At 43.5% G+C, this 18,713-nt stretch carries 14 protein-coding genes and 1 rRNA gene; 1 reads left to right on the top strand and 14 read right to left on the bottom strand.

The window, feature by feature from the left end; all coding sequences use genetic code 11:
* The 10 genes from A37S_RS0109585 to A37S_RS0109535 all read right to left on the bottom strand — a co-directional run.
* Nucleotides 1-534, bottom strand: a 16S ribosomal RNA gene (locus A37S_RS0109585); the annotation flags it as partial.
* Between the two features lie 432 nt (nucleotides 535-966).
* Nucleotides 967-2,106 carry an efflux RND transporter periplasmic adaptor subunit gene (locus A37S_RS0109575; protein ID WP_084163837.1) on the bottom strand — a complete coding sequence of 380 codons (1,140 nt, stop codon included), beginning with the start codon at nucleotides 2,104-2,106 and terminating at the stop codon, nucleotides 967-969.
* Between the two features lie 11 nt (nucleotides 2,107-2,117).
* Nucleotides 2,118-5,384 carry an efflux RND transporter permease subunit gene (locus A37S_RS0109570; RefSeq protein ID WP_028296800.1) on the bottom strand — a complete coding sequence of 1,089 codons (3,267 nt, stop codon included), beginning with the start codon at nucleotides 5,382-5,384 and terminating at the stop codon, nucleotides 2,118-2,120.
* 29 nt (nucleotides 5,385-5,413) lie between these two features.
* Entirely contained in the window at nucleotides 5,414-6,823 is a 1,410-nt protein-coding gene (locus A37S_RS0109565; protein ID WP_245586347.1) for a TolC family protein, read from the bottom strand.
* Between the two features lie 112 nt (nucleotides 6,824-6,935).
* A complete protein-coding gene (locus A37S_RS0109560; protein ID WP_028296798.1) occupies nucleotides 6,936-8,243 on the bottom strand; it encodes a sensor histidine kinase in 1,308 nt (435 codons plus the stop codon).
* Nucleotides 8,240-8,923, bottom strand: a complete 684-nt coding sequence (locus A37S_RS0109555) for a response regulator transcription factor (protein WP_028296797.1) — start codon at nucleotides 8,921-8,923, stop codon at nucleotides 8,240-8,242. Before A37S_RS0109555 ends, A37S_RS0109560 begins: the two co-directional genes overlap by 4 nt.
* Before the next feature lie 141 nt (nucleotides 8,924-9,064).
* Entirely contained in the window at nucleotides 9,065-9,469 is a 405-nt protein-coding gene (locus tag A37S_RS0109550; protein ID WP_028296796.1) for an acyl-CoA thioesterase, read from the bottom strand.
* A 123-nt stretch (nucleotides 9,470-9,592) separates the two neighbouring features.
* A complete protein-coding gene (lpdA, locus tag A37S_RS0109545; RefSeq protein ID WP_028296795.1) occupies nucleotides 9,593-10,996 on the bottom strand; it encodes a dihydrolipoyl dehydrogenase in 1,404 nt (467 codons plus the stop codon).
* Nucleotides 10,997-11,197: 201 nt separating this feature from the next.
* Nucleotides 11,198-11,719: a plastocyanin/azurin family copper-binding protein gene (locus tag A37S_RS0109540; RefSeq protein WP_028296794.1), complete on the bottom strand. Its 522-nt coding sequence runs from the start codon at nucleotides 11,717-11,719 to the stop codon at nucleotides 11,198-11,200.
* Between the two features lie 67 nt (nucleotides 11,720-11,786).
* Nucleotides 11,787-12,941, bottom strand: a complete 1,155-nt coding sequence (locus A37S_RS0109535; protein WP_028296793.1) for a GNAT family N-acetyltransferase — start codon at nucleotides 12,939-12,941, stop codon at nucleotides 11,787-11,789.
* Nucleotides 12,942-13,144: 203 nt separating this feature from the next.
* Here A37S_RS0109535 and A37S_RS26210 point away from each other — a divergent pair, with 203 nt between their 5' ends.
* The gene (locus A37S_RS26210) at nucleotides 13,145-13,879 is read left to right on the top strand and encodes a head GIN domain-containing protein (protein WP_051292944.1); all 735 of its coding nucleotides are present in this window, start codon (nucleotides 13,145-13,147) and stop codon (nucleotides 13,877-13,879) included.
* Between the two features lie 38 nt (nucleotides 13,880-13,917).
* Here A37S_RS26210 and A37S_RS0109525 read toward each other — a convergent pair whose 3' ends face one another.
* The 4 genes from A37S_RS0109525 to odhB form a co-directional block, all read right to left on the bottom strand.
* Entirely contained in the window at nucleotides 13,918-14,892 is a 975-nt protein-coding gene (locus A37S_RS0109525) for a hypothetical protein (RefSeq protein WP_051292942.1), read from the bottom strand.
* A gap of 44 nt (nucleotides 14,893-14,936) precedes the next feature.
* Nucleotides 14,937-16,589 (bottom strand): ArnT family glycosyltransferase, encoded by a 1,653-nt coding sequence (locus tag A37S_RS24195; RefSeq protein ID WP_036602047.1) that lies wholly within the window; start codon nucleotides 16,587-16,589, stop codon nucleotides 14,937-14,939.
* Between the two features lie 5 nt (nucleotides 16,590-16,594).
* Complete coding sequence (locus A37S_RS0109515; RefSeq protein WP_028296791.1) at nucleotides 16,595-16,996, bottom strand: GtrA family protein; 402 nt, start codon at nucleotides 16,994-16,996, stop codon at nucleotides 16,595-16,597.
* A 119-nt stretch (nucleotides 16,997-17,115) separates the two neighbouring features.
* Entirely contained in the window at nucleotides 17,116-18,693 is a 1,578-nt protein-coding gene (gene odhB, locus A37S_RS0109510) for a 2-oxoglutarate dehydrogenase complex dihydrolipoyllysine-residue succinyltransferase (protein ID WP_028296790.1), read from the bottom strand.
* Nucleotides 18,694-18,713: the final 20 nt, after the last annotated feature.

Raw genomic sequence — 18,713 nt, 5'->3', positions numbered from 1 at the left:
TCCTCCGTATTACCGCGGCTGCTGGCACGGAGTTAGCCGATCCTTATTCTCCGGGTACGCTCAGGCCGCTACGCGTAGCGGCGGTTGTTCCCCGGCAAAAGCAGTTTACGACCCGTAGGGCCTCCTTCCTGCACGCGGCATGGCTGGTTCAGGGTTCCCCCCATTGACCAATATCCCTTACTGCTGCCTCCCGTAGGAGTCTGGTCCGTGTCTCAGTACCAGTGTGGGGGTCACTCCTCTCAGAGCCCCTAGGCATCGTCGCCTTGGTGGGCCGTTACCCCGCCAACNAGCTAATGCCACGCGAGCCCATCCACGTCCTATGAATATTTGACCGAGGGCCCATGCGGGCCTTCCGTCGCATGCGGGCTTAATCCCTCTTTCGAGGGGCTATCCCCCTGACGTGGGCAGGTTGCTCACGCGTTACGCACCCGTNCGCCACTCTCACCAGTAGCAAGCTACTGGATCCCGTCCGACTTGCATGTATTAGGCCTGCCGCTAGCGTTCATCCTGAGCCAGGATCAAACTCTCCATTGTAATTGTTTCTCTTAATTGTATCTTCCGGGCACCCGGAGGACCGAAGGACGCCCGTGGACGCCCGCCGGCCCTCCCGGGTACCGCTGCTCTGTCTATTCCAACCTGTATTTTCAAAGAACCTCTTTGCCCCCGCTTCGCGCTTCGGCCTGGCAGATCTCCGGGGCGCAAGCCCCTCGTATCCCTTTCCCCCTTTCGGGGCTGCAAAGGTAAGACCTTCGCTCCGTCTTTCCAAATGTTTTCTCGCTTTTTTTCCAGGCACCTCCCATGCACCCCGCACCCCGATAAAACACCCCTCAAGACCTCAAAAAACCACCGCATCCCCTCGTTTGCGGAGTGCAAAGGTAGAAACTATATCCCCCTTTCCAAACCACAAACACCCTTTTTTTTCAAAAAAAACCTAACGCATTGATTGTCTGATCGAAAAAATTTAAGTCAATTACCAACTATTTCCAATTGACCTAAATCATCATCATTCCGAACCTCTTCTGTCGCAACAGATAATAAATGATCATTTTCTTGAAGCTCACCAAACACCTCAGACTTACCATCAGCGCTACGTCCCAGAGAGATTGGAACCCATACTGCCTTATTATTGACAACTTTCACCACAAATAAACCTTGCGTAGAATTTAGAACAGCCGTGCTTGGCACAACAAAATTCCTTTCGGCACCTTTTAAAGGAATATCTACCTCGGCGATCATACCTGGCAACAACACTTTGCTTTGATTGTCTACATCCATTTCGACTCGTTGCGACCTTAGACGGCTATCCAAGGCTCCAGCCATCCTGCTTACCTGTGCCTTGAATACTTGATTGGGTTTTGCCTTTACGCGGAACGACACCTCCGCATCGCGGTGCAAATAAGAGGTATAGACTTCGGGTACGGTTACTACTAGCCGTAGTTTATTTTGCTGCTGTAAGGTAAATATAGGCAGGTCGGATCCTTTCCCTGATGGACCAACATAAGCACCAGAACTCACATTCCTAGCACTAATTATCCCACTAAATGGCGCCCTAATCTCCAGATAGCCCATATTGTCCTTTATTTCCCTATAACTTGCTTCAGCGGCATTGAATTGTGCAAAGTCTGATTTCTGTTTGGACAAGGCTATATCTAAGTCATTTTGTGAAATCGTCCCTGGGGTTTTGCTCGTTTCGAGCAAACGTTCATAGGTCGCCTTGCTGGCTAAATAAACCGCCTCTTGAGATTTCAAGCGCGATTCAGCCCCGGCTAATTGCGAATTCAACTCTGGGGCTTCCATCGTAGCAAGCAATTGACCTTGCTGCACTTCACTGCCTACATCGACATAAAGCTTTTTAACAAAAGAATTAACCTTTGCATAAATATCTACCTGCTGAAAGGCCATTAGCTCGCCTGGTATTCGAAAAGAGGTATTCAAATCTCCTTTCTCCAGCCTGAAAGCTTGCCGTAATGGCCGACCACTTTCTTCCTGTACCTTTTCCTCACCATCATTGCCAGACGAATGACAGGCACTGATAATAATTACCACAAAGGACATCAGCAGCACATTCCAGCGAGTCCAATGGTGATGAGCATTAGCTTTATTCATAGCTTTCAGTATTATTTGTTTTCTAAATCTTCTATAAAATGAACACTTTCCGGATCTTCTGGATCAAGGGAGACACTTTGAATGCCAGCATTTTTTTGCCCCCATCCAAAAACCAAAGGCAAGATAAACAGTGCCGCGAATGTTGAAGCGATCAGCCCCCCTATCACGGCTCTTCCCAAAGGGGAAGACTGATCCCCTGCTTCGCCAAGCCCACTGGCCATAGGAATCATTCCCACAACCATTGCCAAAGCTGTCATTAAGATCGGCCTTAGTCGTAAGGCTGCTGCTTGCTTGGCGGCAGACAAGGCATCATTCGTTTGCAGGCGAATTTCTTCCGCATTGGTTATCAACAACACGGCATTGGATATAGAAACTCCCACGGACATGATCATTCCCATGTACGACTGTAAGTTCAACGTGGAGCCACAAAGCATCAATAACAACAAAGAACCCAATACGACAGAAGGTACGGTAGCCAGTACAATAGCAGAAACTTTAAACGACTGAAAATTGGCCGCCAACATGAGGAATATCACCACAATGGCTATAATTAATCCCGATTCCAGGCTGCCCATAGTTTCGTCCAGTGTATTAGTCAGTCCTTTTGTTTCTATCGTAATGCCCCGAGGGAGCTCCCCTAAGGCCTTTATAGCTTTCTGAACACCTTCTTTCGCCGTACCCAAATCTACGTCATTCAAGTTGGCCGTTACGGAAAGGGTTGGCAATGCTCCTATATTGTCGTTCTCCCCATATTCCGTAGATGGACGAATAGTAGCTACGTCGCTCAGAACAGGACGACTTGTATTGGGCAACAAAGGTATCTCCCCCAGCTCGTCCACACTGCCCATTTGGTATTCAGGAACCTGTACCTGAACACTATAGGGGTAGTTCATATTCAAATCCGTCCACATGTTTTTTTCCGTATACCGAGAAGATGATGTTGACGCGATCAACGAACGTGAAATATCTCTCATGTCTACACCCAGCTGCGCAGCCCGTATGCGGTCTACTTCCACGTTGATAGAAGGGTATTCCGTAGACTGCGCTATCTGTATATCCCTCAAATAGGAAATCTTGTTCAACTCATGCATCAGCTTTTTCGCATACACAATATTCTGTTTCTTGTCCCTTCCTGAAAAAGCAACTTCTATAGGCGTAGGAGATCCCTGACTTAGAATCTTATCCGTCAATTCAATTGGCTCGAAAGACAGCTCCATCTCTGGCGCAAGCTGACTTACCTTCGTTCTTATCCCATCCTTAAGCTTATCTAAATCGACGTGATACCCTTCCCGCAAAGACACCTGTATCACGGCCTCTTGAGGGCCAGCCATCCAAAGGAATATGGGGCTTACTGCAAATTGCTGTGGATGGGTACCTACATAAGCGGATGTAAGGGAGACATTTTCTTTTCCTACAACATCGGCAATAGCATTGAGAACCGATATGGTCTTTGCTTCTGTTCGCTCTATTCTGGTACCCTGGGGCTCACGGATCCTTACCTGAAACTGCTCCCCATTTACCTTTGGCAATACATCTCTCCCAATGGTTTGGAATAGAAAAAAGGCTATAGTGCCAACAAAAGCCAGATATAGCAATACAATTGGTTTTCGGTATACCATAATCCTGTCAATAAAACGTAGATACCGACCACGTAACTTTTCGAAGAAACTGATTTTACCATCGTGGTTCATATCCAATTCATTGGCAGATACTATCTTCTGATGCGCTGCATCTTCTTCCAAACCAGCCAGCTTGTACTCCTCGGCATCGCTCATCAAGTTGCCATCATCGCGCTTATGATGCTTCACCTTCATAATCCAATTGGCCATTACCGGTACAAAGGTTTGTGCTAGGAAATAAGAAACGACCATGCTAAACCCTATGGCCAAGGCAAGTGGCAAAAACAAGGAACCCGGAATACCCCCCATCGTAAACGCTGGCGCAAATACGGCCAGAATACAGAACAAGATCAACAGTTTCGGAAAGGCAATTTCCTTACAAGCATCCCAGATGGCCAATGCCTTGGGCTTACCCATATCCATGTGCTGGTGTATATTTTCGATAGTAACGGTACTTTCATCTACCAATATGCCTATGGCCAATGCCAGGCCGCTTAACGTCATAATATTGATAGTCTGGCCAAATAAATTGAGGAAAAGTACACTGGAAATAATAGAGGTAGGTATAGTTAAGATCACGATGAGAGCACCGCGCAAATCACCCAGAAACAGAATGACCATTAATCCGGTCAATATTGCCCCTATCGCCCCTTCCGTGATAAGGCTTTTTACACTATTAGCTACATAAGTGGATTGATCAAACTCATAGCTCAACTGTACATCCTCCGGAAGCGTATTTTGTATCCTGGGAATAGCTTTTTTTAAATTGTTCACTACCTCCCAAGTAGAAGCATCTGCACTTTTTGCAATACTGAGATATACCGATCGCTTTCCGTTGACAAGTGCATATCCGGAAGTAATATCGGCTCCATCTTCCACCGTAGCCACATCCCTCAGATAGAGATTTTGCACGCCGTCTTTAAACAAGGGGATATCTTCAAAATCTTTCACTTGTTTTATAGTCGTATTGACAGGAGTCAAGTAGTTGTTATCTCCAATACGTACATTTCCAGACGGCGTAGTCTGATTGTTCACTGCAATGGCATTCACAATTTGATCGGGCGTCATATTATGCGAACGCAACATGGTGGGATCAACCTTTATAACGACGGTTCTCACATTGCCTCCAAAAGGAGGCGAAGCCACTAGGCCGGGAATGGAAGTGAAAGTTGATCTCACATATTGATTGGCCATATCCAGCAATTCATTGTTACTCCTCTTGTCACTTCGCAACACCAATTGTCCTACCGGAAGTGTAGATGCATCAAAACGCATGATGAATGGTGGTTGTGACCCTGGTGGGAATACAGCCTGAATACGATTACAATAGGCGCTCAGCTCAGCGGCGGCTTGCGCCATATCCGTCCCGGGATAAAAGTTGACCTTCATCAACGTGAGCCCCTGAATGTTCTTCGTTTCTATACTTTGGATTCCGTTTACGAATAGCAGTACGTTAACATATTGCTTGCCAAAAAACGCTTCCATTTGCGTAGGTGTATATCCTCCAAAAGGATGTGCAATATAAATCACGGGCAAATCCAATCTGGGAAAAATATCAATCTTAATGGATGTAATTGCCTTTATGCCAAAGAAGAAAAGACCTGCCACCATAACCATTATCGTGATGGGCTTACGTAGTGCAAATCGAATCAGATTCATTTCATTTAATTATTTGGGCTTTCAGTAATTTATATTTCCTCCAGAAACAAATCAAAATCTCCAGAGGCAGCGGCTTTTAATAAAAGCGCTTGCCATACATTGTTGTAGGCTATATCCCGATCGGTTTCCGCCCTGATAAGCAGATAGAGCGCTTGCGTCACATCGACCAGATTGGTAAGTCCATTTTTGTAAAGCACCGACCGTTGCAAATAAGTATCCGACGCCGCCTTTACCTGAACTGGGGCCTCCAAATAATTGTCCAGTGCATTCTTCAGTTTCTGATTGGCAAGCACCAACTGTGCATTTAACTGCTGCTGCGTCATTTCATATTCAGCAGCCAGGCCTCGGCTGATAAGATTTTGCGCCCTTACCTGATGCCTCATTCTAAATGGCTGAGTAAGGTTCCAGCTGATCCCCACGCCCAGCAAATAGTTCATGCGGTCTGGAGATATGCCATCAAAATAATTGCTCGTAAAGGCCGATTGATCAGTAGCATAGTTACTGTAGAAACCAGAGCCCCTACCCTGAAACACGCCAAAAATAGAAACCGTGGGATACTTGAACGTATTATAATACTTGCTTTGTTCGTCACTTAGGTTTATCCTGCTTTGATACCATTGCAAGAGCGGGTGGCCATCAACCGATGTGGCAACATTATCCAACAATTCCCTAGGCAACCGAGAAACAAAAAACGTATCCAATTCCAATAAAGTTTCATTTGTACCTAGCAATTGAATCAATTTATTGCTTTGTTCCTGTTCGAAATCGAGGGCCTTAGTGAGCGCTATTTTGGCATTGGATACCTCCGCATTGGCTTGCGAAGAGTCTACTCCTGCATTGAGTCCATTGAGGCTGCGCACTACCACCGTCCTTCTAAATGTATCCGCCCGATTTAAATTTTTACGATAAGATTCCGTTAATTTCTGGGCAGCCGCCAAATTGAGATAGGCTGCCGTAACCTTTACTTTATGCTGAAATATTTCCTGCTGCCAGTCGGTGCTGTCCCTGCTCATTTGTCTTTTGGCAACTTCTATCTTTTCACGGGCTCTGCCAAAAGCAAAGACATCCCAGTTGACATTGGCAAGGTAAAGTGCCCCAAATGCCGCATTCCAGTTCTGATTGGACAAAGGAAGGCCAGAACTCGCAACTCCATAGCCCCCAAAACCATATAAGGGACCATTTTGACCATTTATGGTACCATAGTCTTGTTGAGCCGCAATTACAACATTGGGGAAATAATCTTTTATGGCCTGCTTAACGCTTTCACCTGAAGCTTGCCTATAGCTCGCCTTTGCCTTAATAACACCATAATTATCAACGGCTAGGTCAATCGCTTCTCTCAAGGGGAGTTTTCGTTGTGCGTGAAGGCAATGGAAACAGCAGTGCAGGTACAACAGGGCCAAGGCGTATTTCTTCACTTCTTTCAGTATTAATTTCACAAAAGAATGATTCGTTTATAGTATCCTTTGTAAAGGAAGGAGTCAATTTTGAAGAAAACTTGAAGATTTTGGCCTCCTTAGGTAAAATATTCGTCACAAACGATATGATGGCTCAAACGTTTTCCATATCGGGCCTAATCTCTGGTGGAAACTCATTTTTGTAACCTCTGCTTCCATAAAAAAGTATTCTTACCGTATGCTCGCCATTCTGGTAATGATAAGACACATCAAAGCCATTCAAATCACAGATTTGCTTCACTATAGCCAAACCAAGGCCAATGCCCTCATTGCTCTGATTGCCTTTTTTAAAACGATGGAACAATACATGGGTAGCCACTTTCGGTTCTACACCCGCGTTGCGTACGCAAAGACTATGCTGGTCCAACATAATATGCACCCATCCGCCCTCAATATTGTGTTTGATGGCATTGCCAATCAGGTTATTCAGCAACATATCTGCCAGCGCTGGATGGATGGAAACAGGCACATTTGCTTCTATGTGTTTCTCTAAGCGTAGCTCATTCAAGTAAATACCGTCTTCCAGAGTATCGATGATCGTCTCGCACCTATCTGAGAAATCAATTTGTTCACTGTTAGGAAATTCCTTATTCTCAAGTTTGGTGAGGAGCAACAAGGAATGGTTGATGCGAGAAAGCGTCTCCACCGCGCGTTGCATATCGGCAATAAGTTCGGCCTGCTTGATCCCGATATCGGTATTTGCAAGTAACTCCAATTTATTTCTGATGATCGCCAATGGTGTCTGAAGCTCATGTGAGGCATTCTCACCGAATTCCTTTATAGAAGCATACTCTTTTTTTGCCCTTATAATCATGGATGAAACGAACGATTGCAACTCGGCAAACTCCTTGGTGCTCGTCTTTGAAAATAGCATCGCGGGTTCTTTGTTACGGATATCAAAGTTTTGTATCACCGATAGCGTTTCCTTGAACGGATGCAAGATATACTTTGAGAGTATAGTCACGGTGAGTATAAGGATCGCCACAATTAACAATAGCTTGACCGTTGCGGCATACAACATACCGCTGAACAACTGGTCAGCTTTTGTCACATAGTTATAAGAAGATATCTTGTAAACCTTATCTCCAATGGGGTAATAAGATACCAGCAGCACCATACTCTCCTGTTCTGGTGTTTGCTTCTCCGATGCCTTGTGCACGACCTCGCTCAAGCCAATGGTATCTATCTCTTCTATGTGGATGGGTCTACCCTGAGAATACTTGTCGGGCTCGCGCCCCAATTTCAATTGTTCTGCCACTTCATTGTTCACCTGCTCGAGCCGCTCAGTTTCCGAACGATCTATTCGTTGCCTGATGGTGTGAAAGGTAATATACATGCTAATTGGCGTAGTCAGCAAGATAATGGCCACGAACCACAGGATGAATTTGTTGACCAATTTCATGTTTTATGCGAATTGAATTTATAACCCAAACCATATACCGTATCAATGTAATCAACAGCATTGGCCGTACTCAATTTTTTTCTTAGATTTTTCACATGCTGATAGACAAAATCTACATTGTCCAAATCATAGGTATAGTCTCCCCAAAGATGGCTGGCAATAGCTTGCTTGGAAAGAACTCGATCCCTGTTTACCAAAAAATACAATAACAGCTCGAATTCCTTTCTGGTCACTTCAATGGCTTGATTATGCACCAGCAAGGCAAAACTATCCGTATTTAACAATAATTCGTTGAACACTAGCAAATTGCTACCATCCAATCTGTTGCGTCTATGAATAGCTTTCAATCTCGCATGCAGTTCCGGCAAATGAAAAGGCTTGGTAATATAGTCGTCCGCACCATTTTCAAATCCTTCAATCTTGTCATCCAGGGCTCCTTTGGCAGATACAATGAGCACAGAACATCCTAAGTGCGCTTCTTTGATGAAATGTAAGATATCCATGCCGCTACCGTCTGGCAACATGATATCCAGTATCACACAATCGTAAGAATAAAGCAGCAGCTTTTCTTTCGCTTGCACAACGTTCGACACCAGTTCACATACGTAATGTTCCTGCGCCAAATAATCATAAATGCTACTAGCCAATTCTCTATTGTCCTCTATGGTCAGGATTTTCATGATTCAGCGATTTGAGTCACGTTTATTACCATACCAATGTAGCAATAAATCTTGAAGAAATTTTGAAGTGTGTTGCCCGTATCCCGCCTGGATTCACCGAATTTGCGCCTATGGACACCTATCGGTCCCTCATAACGAATGCTATTTACCAGGTTGCTGGAAGTCAACCCCTTGATGTACATAAGAGATCTCGGTCTTCCCATGAGGAGTAGGCTCACCGGCTTCGTTCAAGTTCACAAATACCAATTTTTCAATGGTCAGGATGCTCTTTTTGGAAATCTTGTTTCGCACTTCACAGCGCATGGTAATGGATGTTGTTCCAAAATGTGTAGCCTGAATGCCCAGTTCAATAATATCTCCTTGATAAGCAGAACTGACAAAATTAATTTCCGAGATAAATTTGGTAACTACTCTGGGGTTACCTAGCTGAACGATGGCATAGATGACCGCTTCCTCGTCTATCCAACGCAGCAAGGTGCCACCAAACAATGAGCCATTCGGGTTTAAATCCTCTGGTTTTACCCATTTTCTTGTATAAAAATTCATGCCGAAGCGAATTTAATGATTGAACGATTTAAGAATCTACAAGATTGGACATGTCTTTTTGGGAAAAACATGTCCAATCGAATCTGTTTATTGGCAGAACAACGATTGCTCTACGCTATTATATTATATATTGATAGCACGATTGGCTGTTGCCGCCAAAGCCGCTTCCTTGGTAGCTTCGCTATAGGTCGGGTGGGCATGGCAGATACGTGCAATATCTTCTGCCGAAGCACGGAATTCCATTGCGACCACTGCTTCCGCAATCAAATCGGCAGCACGGGGACCAATGATGTGTATTCCCAATATCTCATCGGTTTCGGCATCGGCCAATACCTTCACAAAACCTTCTGTATCCATACTTGCCCTGGCACGAGCGCTAGCTTTGAAGGGGTATGAGCCTGATTTATATTTCTTACCATCCTTTTTCAATTGATCTTCCGTAGCACCCACGCTAGCCACTTCTGGCCAGGTATATACTACGCCGGGAATGAGATTATAGTTGACATGAGGCTTTTGTCCGGCTATCAGCTCAGCCACATACACACCTTCTTCCTCTGCTTTGTGGGCCAACATAGCTCCTTTCACCACGTCACCAATAGCAAACACTCCTTTTACAGGCGTTTCCAAATGTTCGTCGACGGGGATTTTCTTGCCACGTTCTTCCAACTCTATACCGATTTTGTCCAGACCAAGGCCTTCGGTATAGGCTATACGTCCCACAGCTACCAAGCAATAGTCGCCTTCTACCACTACTTCATTGCCCTTGCTATCTTCGGCCGTCACAGTCACTTTCTTTCCTTTTACAGTAGCTCCGGTTACTTTATGGCTCAGCAGGAATTCGAACCCGATATTCTTAAGTGATTTTTGCAATTCTTTCCCCAGTCCTTTATCCATAGTAGGAATAATGGAATCGAGGTATTCCAAAACGGTCACCTTGGCTCCCAGCCTCGCATAGACCGATCCCAATTCAAGACCGATAACGCCACCGCCTATCAAAATCAAATTTTTAGGAATTTCTGTTAGAGATAAGGCTTCCGTCGATGTGATAATACGCTTTTTGTCTACCTTTATGGAAGGTAGGGATGATGGCTTAGAACCCGTAGCAATGATGACATTCTTAGAACTGATCTCTTCAGAAGAACCGTCTTTTTTTGTAATTTTAATAGTATTCTTATCTACAAAAGAGCCAACACCCTCGTATGTCGTAATCTTATTTTTTTTCATCAGGAATGTGATACCTGCTGTGGTTTGGGCAACGACTTCATTTTTCCGACTTACCATTTGTTTGAAGTTCACCTTCAGATCTTTCAGCTCTATGCCGTGCTCCTTGAAATGCTTTTCTGCATTTAGATAGTGCTCACTAGAGTCCAACAGGGCCTTGGAAGGGATACAACCTACGTTAAGGCAGGTTCCACCGAAGGTGCTGTACTTTTCTATGATAGCCGTTTTCAATCCTAATTGGGCACAACGGATGGCCGAAACATAGCCTCCCGGTCCACTTCCTATTACTACTACGTCGTATTGCATTTGTATTTATTCCTATGAATTTATGATTTCTGCACCCAAAGTTAAAAATTATACAAAGCTTTCGCCTTATTTTAGAAATGTTTTTGACATAGGTCAAAATAATGACCACCAAAGTACATTTCTAATGCCATGCTTATATACAAATAAAGCCCCAGCAAGCTAGGGCCTTATTTAATGATTAATAGACTTCTTTCTTCAACATTAAAGCGCCACGATTTTACCTCTCATGGAACCAAAATGTCCTGGGAAACTGCATATAAACTCATAGGTTCCTTTTGATGGCAGTGTTATTTCTATCTCATCAGATTCGCCAGGTCCCAATAGCTTAGTATGTGCAATGACGTTTCCAGCTTGCGCTTCTGGAATATACTCGGTAGCAGCTGCCTGTACCGCAGCACCGCCGAATGAAGCTACGTCTGTGCCAGGCTTCAAAACTACCACGTTGTGCCCCATTGACTCTTTGGGCAATTCGCCAACGTTTTTCAATGTCAGCTTAATTTTTTCTCCTGCTTTTACGGCAAAAAGGGTTTTGTCAAACTGCATGTTGTCTCCACCTTCAATAATAATATGATCCGTTACATCCGATTCGCTCACCTCTGGAGCTTCTTCAGCCGGTGCGCTGGTTTCGGTAGTAGTTGTAGTACTACTAGATGAACTACCGCCACCACAGGCAGCCATAAACAACACGGCAACGGCAGAAGCCGTATAAAATACTTTCTTCATTCCTGTTGAACTTTTAATAGATTTACTCAAACGTCAAACTTATATAATTTTATTCTCAATTGCAATGCTAGATTTTTTTATGCTTTTGCAATTCCTTATTCCTATCAAATAGGTAACGGTAGGTATGATGCATTTTATAGATTTCCGCACCGATTTTTCTACACATACGTACCATTCTAGGATTAAAATCTCCAATCCAATTCATTTGCAATTGTCGATAACCAAGTTCCAACAATGTTTCTCCCGCACTTGCGATCAGCCCAAGATCCACGCCTTTGTTCCTATGTTCTGGAACTACGCCAAAAACCATGCCCAACAAATTCCTTCCAAGCCGAAACTTTTTCTTGATAAAAAAGCAGCATAAAGCTTTAAAATTGAGTTTGCCATTACAATGTTTTAGAAGTAGTTCATTGGCATCAGGTATGGCGATAAAAAACGCAATAGGAACACCTTCGTAAAATGCGAACCAGAGTGCTTTCACGTCCAAAATAGGTTTCATTGCTAATAGCATAGCGCGTACATCTTCTTCATTAAGAGCGTATACGCCTACATGATCAACCCATGCCTTGTTATATACCTCGCTAAAATAAGCAGGCAACTTATCGAGCTCGCCTTTGTCTACATGTCGAAATATATATTTGTTGTTTCTCTTGAGCCTGGAAGCTAGTATTTCCAATTTGCTATCCAACGGCACATCCAGTCTACGTAAAAAGGTAAACTGCTTAAAATACACGCTAAAACCATAATGCTCAAATAAGTGCCTATAATAAGGTGGATTATAGTTGGCCCCATAACAGGGGGGATGCCATCCGTCCACCAGCAATCCCCACCATCTTTCCCTGCTGCCGAAATTGACTGGACCATCCATGGCCTCCATCCCCAATGAGCGGAGCCACTCCCTTGCCGTGTCAAACAAGAGTTCTGCTGCCCGCTCGCTATCTATACATTCAAAAAAACCTATGCCGCCCGTGGGCTGCTCGTAGGACATAGCAATATCGTGATGATAAAAAGCTGCAATACGGCCTATTGACGACCTACCGTCCATCAGCAACCACCTACAACATTTTCCGTTTGAGAACAGCTTATTCTGTTTTGGATCAAAAATCTCTTTTAAGTCAGCGTCCAAAGGCCTTATATAATTGGGATCTTGCTTATATATGATCAATGGCATTTGCAAAAATGCCATTTCATCTTCTTCAGATGTCACTTCTTCTACTCTCATCAGCATTGTTTAGACGTGATAAACTTAAGGAACTATAAACATAATTTAAATATATTCTTTTTCCATGCAACCAGAACCACTCAAAAATCGTCATAACAAATGTAATGAATATACAAAAGGTGTTGCAACATGTGGAATTGCAACATCTTATTGCGTCATTTGTATTATAATTATATAATTGTCAAAAAAGAAAACAAAACGATATGACAAACAATGTTTCAAAGCTCGGATGGCTAATGGCACTGTTGCCACTCTTTATTATCAATGTAGCTTACGCTTCTTTATATAACGATGCTTTAGAAGAGGAAATCAAACTACAACCAGGCACCAGTTTCCATAGTATAGAAAACTACGGAAGCTGCGATGTGCTTATCAACATGGGGGATACGGAAGATATCGTCATTAAGGGAAATCCAGACGACACCAAACTGATAGAAACAAAAGTGGAAAACGGAATTTTGAAATTCAGTGTCAAGAATAACCAACGCGGTTGGAACATAAGAACCAGAAATGTCGTCATCAAAGTTACCGCTACTAATTTGAAAGCTTTGCGTCAAATCGGATCTGGAACAATAAAACTAGAAAGTCCGTTGACTACGTCAGCGCTAGTATTGGAGGTTAAAGGCTCAGGCGACATTATCGCCAAGACACTCAATGCCACTGATCTGGCTGCATCTATCACCGGATCTGGAGATATCTCGTTAGGAGGAAAAGTGGAGAATGCAGACATTCGAGTAAATGGCTCTGGCGATTTTTCCGCCAAGGAACTTGCGATTGAAAACGCCGCTGTAAGAGTTGTTGGCTCAGGAGACGCCTACGTAAGGGTGAACAACACATTAAGTGCAACTGTCACCGGTTCTGGAGATATCCGTTATAGTGGTTCTGTCAAAAATGTCACATCCAGCAAAACAGGTTCAGGAAGTATCAGCAAGTATTAGCTGCTTGCCGCATTCTTCTCCTAGAAGAGCATAGCACCTTATCTTTTTCGATATACCCCTTCAAGGTTATAGCGCAAAAGAAAAGCCTGTTGATTGTCCAGGCCATGCGGCGTATGGTGGAAACTTAGCACCAAACTGGCATCTACATAATTAGAATGGATGGCTTTCCAGCCAATATCCGTTCTATTGTAATGCTTAAATCCATAAAACCTATCGGCCATAAACGCCAACTGCGCAGAACCGGTATAGAAAATATTGTCAAGAAAAAAACGCCTATAACCCAAGTAAAGCTCGGTATAGAGACCGTGCGCAAAGCGCAAATCGGTCACGCTCCTAATCCGGTCCATGGAGCTCTGCCATCCCACGGCTACGGATAGGGAATCGAGCGCTGTTTTTTCCGTAAGGTCTACGTTGGCCGTTAGCAAGAGCGAACCGTTGTCGCGAAGCGGCCGCTCCGGGTCGTACTCCAGCTTATTGGCATCATGGAAGTAATAACCGAAATAGCGAAAGCTCCAAATAGTGGATTTCAACGCACCGGACCAACCGGCCATAAACTGCTCCCGTACAGTTTCCGATTGCCTGCCGTACCAATCTATCCACATGCTATGCCTGAAATTCGGCTTCGTATAATTGAACAACATGCCTTCTATATTAGGTCTGTAATACTGCAGGGTATCTATCAGTACCGCCCTCGGGAACAGGTCGCTATGGCCAAAACGAGGAAAAGCTCCGATATTGAATTTCACGGCCGCCTTTTCATAACTGTAGTAGATCACGGGATCGAGAGAAGTAGCAAATTTTTCGCTGTTGCCAAACTCTTTCAGGTAGTTCACCCCTATCCTGAATCTATGCGTACTGTCTACCAATATCCCTAGCTCGGGAGAAAACCGCATCCCAAATATCGTTTTGGATGGCAAAGCAGAGACGGAATATTCTCTATTGTCCGCAAAACCGAATGCGCTCATCCGCCATTCCAATTGTTGCGCAAAGCCCTCATAAGCCCAGCAAGACATCCCTAAAAACAGAAAAACACGTAACCTACAATTAGCCCACATAATTACAAATCACTCTCTTTTTTATCTTTTAATTGCACCAAATAAAGTTTGCCCAGTGTCTCCTCCCTACTTTCATAATAGAAAAAACGAGGTTTAATCTTACTTACATGATAATCTAGAAATGAGGTAAGGATAGAGAAATCATAAATTGGCGACAGCTCTTGCAGTTTTTCGTTGTGCAAAACGAGAAAATCGCCAGCATCCAATTTCTTCAAATCCTCATCTGACCGGAGATAGTCCAAAGGCCCATCACATTGAAAGCCAACTGCTAATGTATTTATCTCATTATCCATCACATATACAGGTGCCAACTTATGCTCGTTAATATAATGTGCTATATGGTCACCACTTTGGTACACGAGCAGGTTGGGATATAGATACGCCCCATAAAACAGTCCAATAGTCAGCCCAAGGACAAACGTAGACAAAACGATACGCTTCATTCTTGACTTATAGTCGTATAGAATGACAAAGAAGCCTCCTATAAGTAAAACAACTAGGCATATAAGCCACCAGAAAGTACCATGATAGAGATAAGTCAATAATACTAAAACGACCAACAATAAAATGCCTAAGCACCTTTGAATCTTATCAACGACGCCTATTACCGAAAGCTTATCTACATTAGCAAGTAAATGGGCCAACCAAATGCTCAATATGGGAAAGACCACATTCAAATAATGTGGCAGTTGAAATTTAGACGCTGAAAACATCAAAAAAGTCAACAAAAAAGTACCCCAAAGCAAAGGATGTCCGATCGACAGTTTTCGCTTAAAGGAAAAATAAACCAAAAAAGGGAAAATAAAAGACCAAGGCAGGAAAGCCCACAACAAGGTATGTACATAAAAGAATGGATCACCAGCCCCTTTTATTGGGCCCGAATTTACAAAGCGACCAAACTGGCTATCCCAAAAGAAAAACTTAATCCCCGAAACATTCGTACTGCCAAAGACGAGGGCATCTGGTCTGGCATCAAACTGGACATATAAACTATAAAGTTCTGGCAGTATAAAAATCAAGGTTAAAAGTACAATCAGGTACCATTTATAATTCAAAAACTGCTTCCATTCCTTTCTGATTATCCATAACACCAGAAATCCGCTAGCTATAATGATTAACACAAAGATTCCTTTCGTCATCACAGCAACCGCAGCCCAAAAAGCCGCAAACACCAAGTGCTTAAATGTTCCCCCATTATATACCCTGTAACAATGATAAATAGCCGCTACAATCATCCCTGTGAGGTAAGGCTCTGCCCTTACGTCCGAGTTGGAAATTAGTAAATGTAGGGTACTTATATAAATCAAAACGGCTATTTGACCAACATTTTTATCATACAACCTTTTTGATAAAGCATAGGTATATAGAATGCCCACAAGCCAAAATAAGAAAGCCGGAAGTTTATAGGCAAAATCATTTATTCCAAAGATATGATAACTAAAAGCGGCGCACCAAAAGGGAAAATGCGGCTTATCCAACCAATCCAAGCCATTCACGGTTAGAAAAAAGTATTCGTTATTTACAATCATGTTCTTTGCTATCAATGCATAAAGCACCCCATCACCAAGCATGATCCCGGTAAACAGACCAATAGCATTGATTGCTATCCCCAAAACGCACAACCAAACAAAAAGCTTCCTCTTCAAAAAAAACATAATTATCAATAAGTTACGGAGAAAGTGTAATAGTAATTAGCAAAGAAATTCCACAATGACACCAGCATGATAGCAGCGAACTTGGACAAATAAAAATTTTTCCCCCACTTTTCATGAAGCAGATACAGAATAATAGTATTGAATAGCAACCCAAGGGACGCAATACCAAAAAACTTGGAAAACTCTATGAATGCCGCTTCTTTTCCCCTCATATAAAACGTCCAATACCTGTTCAACATGTAATTGCTGAAAGTAGCCACTATAAAACCAATGGCATTGGAAAGGTATTTGGGTAACTTTAACTTTTCCTTTAGTAGGAATGTAATCCCAAAATCAACCACAAGCCCGGAAAATCCAACAAGCCCAAATTTGATAAACTTTATGAAGAACGAGGGTACATTTGACATCTATGAAAAATACAATTAAATGCAAACGGTTGATGAAATCATCATCAACCGTTCAAATATACAACATAATGGCCTATTGTACCTGATAAGTACATAGACCAAGGCCCAACATCTTGCTTTTATACTCCAAGCAGCAAACGAGCTGGGTCTTCCAATAATTCTTTCACCCGTACCAAGAAGCTGACCGACTCGCGTCCATCTACAATACGGTGATCGTATGAGAGTGCGATATACATCATGGGACGAATTACTACTTCTCCATTGACGGCCACAGGACGTTCCACAATGTTATGCATCCCCAAGATAGCGGATTGCGGAGCATTGATGATAGGCGTAGACATCATAGAACCGAAAACACCACCATTGGTAATGGTGAAAGTGCCTCCTGTCATTTCCTCAATGGTTAACTTATTATCCCTTGCTTTGGTGGCTAGTTCTTTTATAGCTTTTTCAATTCCATCAAGCGGGAGTGACTCTGCATTACGAACCACAGGCACAACCAAGCCTCTAGGCGAAGATACTGCTACGGAAACATCTACGAAGTCACTGTAAACAATCTCATTCTCTTCAATACGAGCGTTTACCGCAGGCCATTCCTGCAAGGCCATGGTAACTGCCTTGGTAAAGAACGACATAAAGCCTAATCCAATACCGAACTTATCTTTAAACTTGTCTTTATATTTGTTGCGCAAGTCCATGATCGGTTTCATGTCTACCTCATTAAAGGTAGTGAGCATCGCTGTCTCATTTTTAACGGCAACCAATCTCTTAGCTATTGTCTTGCGCAATGAAGACATCTTTTCACGGCGTTCGTTTCGCTCACCAGTAGCACTTGTTTTAACAGCGGATGACGGTTTGCTCTCAGCCTTTGGAGCGGTAGCTGCAGCAGGCGTAGTTGTTTCCTTCTTCGGAGCTGATTTTTCAGCTTTCAAAGCATCTTCTTTGGTGATTCGTCCGTCTTTGCCCGTCCCTTTTATATTTGTTGGGTCTATGCCCTTTTCCTTCAAGATCTTCGCAGCAGCGGGAGATGGTGTTCCAGCAGCATAACTGTCTTCTTTTTCCTCCGCAGGCGTAGCACTATCTTTACTTGGCGCTTCGGCACTTGATGCCTTCTTCGAGGAGGAGCCTTTGCCCGTTGGTTCGATTTTACACACAAGTGCACCTATCTCCAGCGTATCGCCTTCTTGCGCTATTATTCTCAATGTGCCCGCTGCCTCTGCCGGAAGCTCAAATGTAGCTTTGTCTGATTCCAACTCGGCCAAGTCTTCATCCATCTCTACGTGATCTCCGTCCTGCTTCAACCATTTGGACAGGGTCACTTCCGTAATAGATTCTCCTACAGTAGGCACCTTTATCTCGATGGGCTCTCCTGCAGGCTCGTCTCCACTAGATGATGCTTCATTCGCATCCTCTTTGACCTCTTCTTTTTTATTATCTCCCTTTTTGGAGGATCCTTCTTCGTTAGCATCTTCAATGGTGCAAACTACGGCACCTATTTCCAACGTATCCCCTTCTTGGGCAACGATACGCAAAATTCCCGCTTTTTCAGATGGCAACTCAAACGTCGCTTTATCAGATTCCAACTCTGCTAAGTTTTCATCCATTTCGACATAATCTCCATCTTTCTTCAACCATTGAGACAAGGTGACTTCAGTTATAGACTCTCCTACGGTTGGGACTTTAATCTCTAAACCCATGTTTTAGCGTTTATATTATT

Origin of the sequence: Olivibacter sitiensis DSM 17696, assembly GCF_000427965.1 — a bacterium.
GTDB lineage: Bacteria > Bacteroidota > Bacteroidia > Sphingobacteriales > Sphingobacteriaceae > Olivibacter > Olivibacter sitiensis.
The sequence above is the reverse complement of the archived record's forward strand: the minus strand, read 5'-3'. Positions and strand labels throughout refer to the sequence as shown.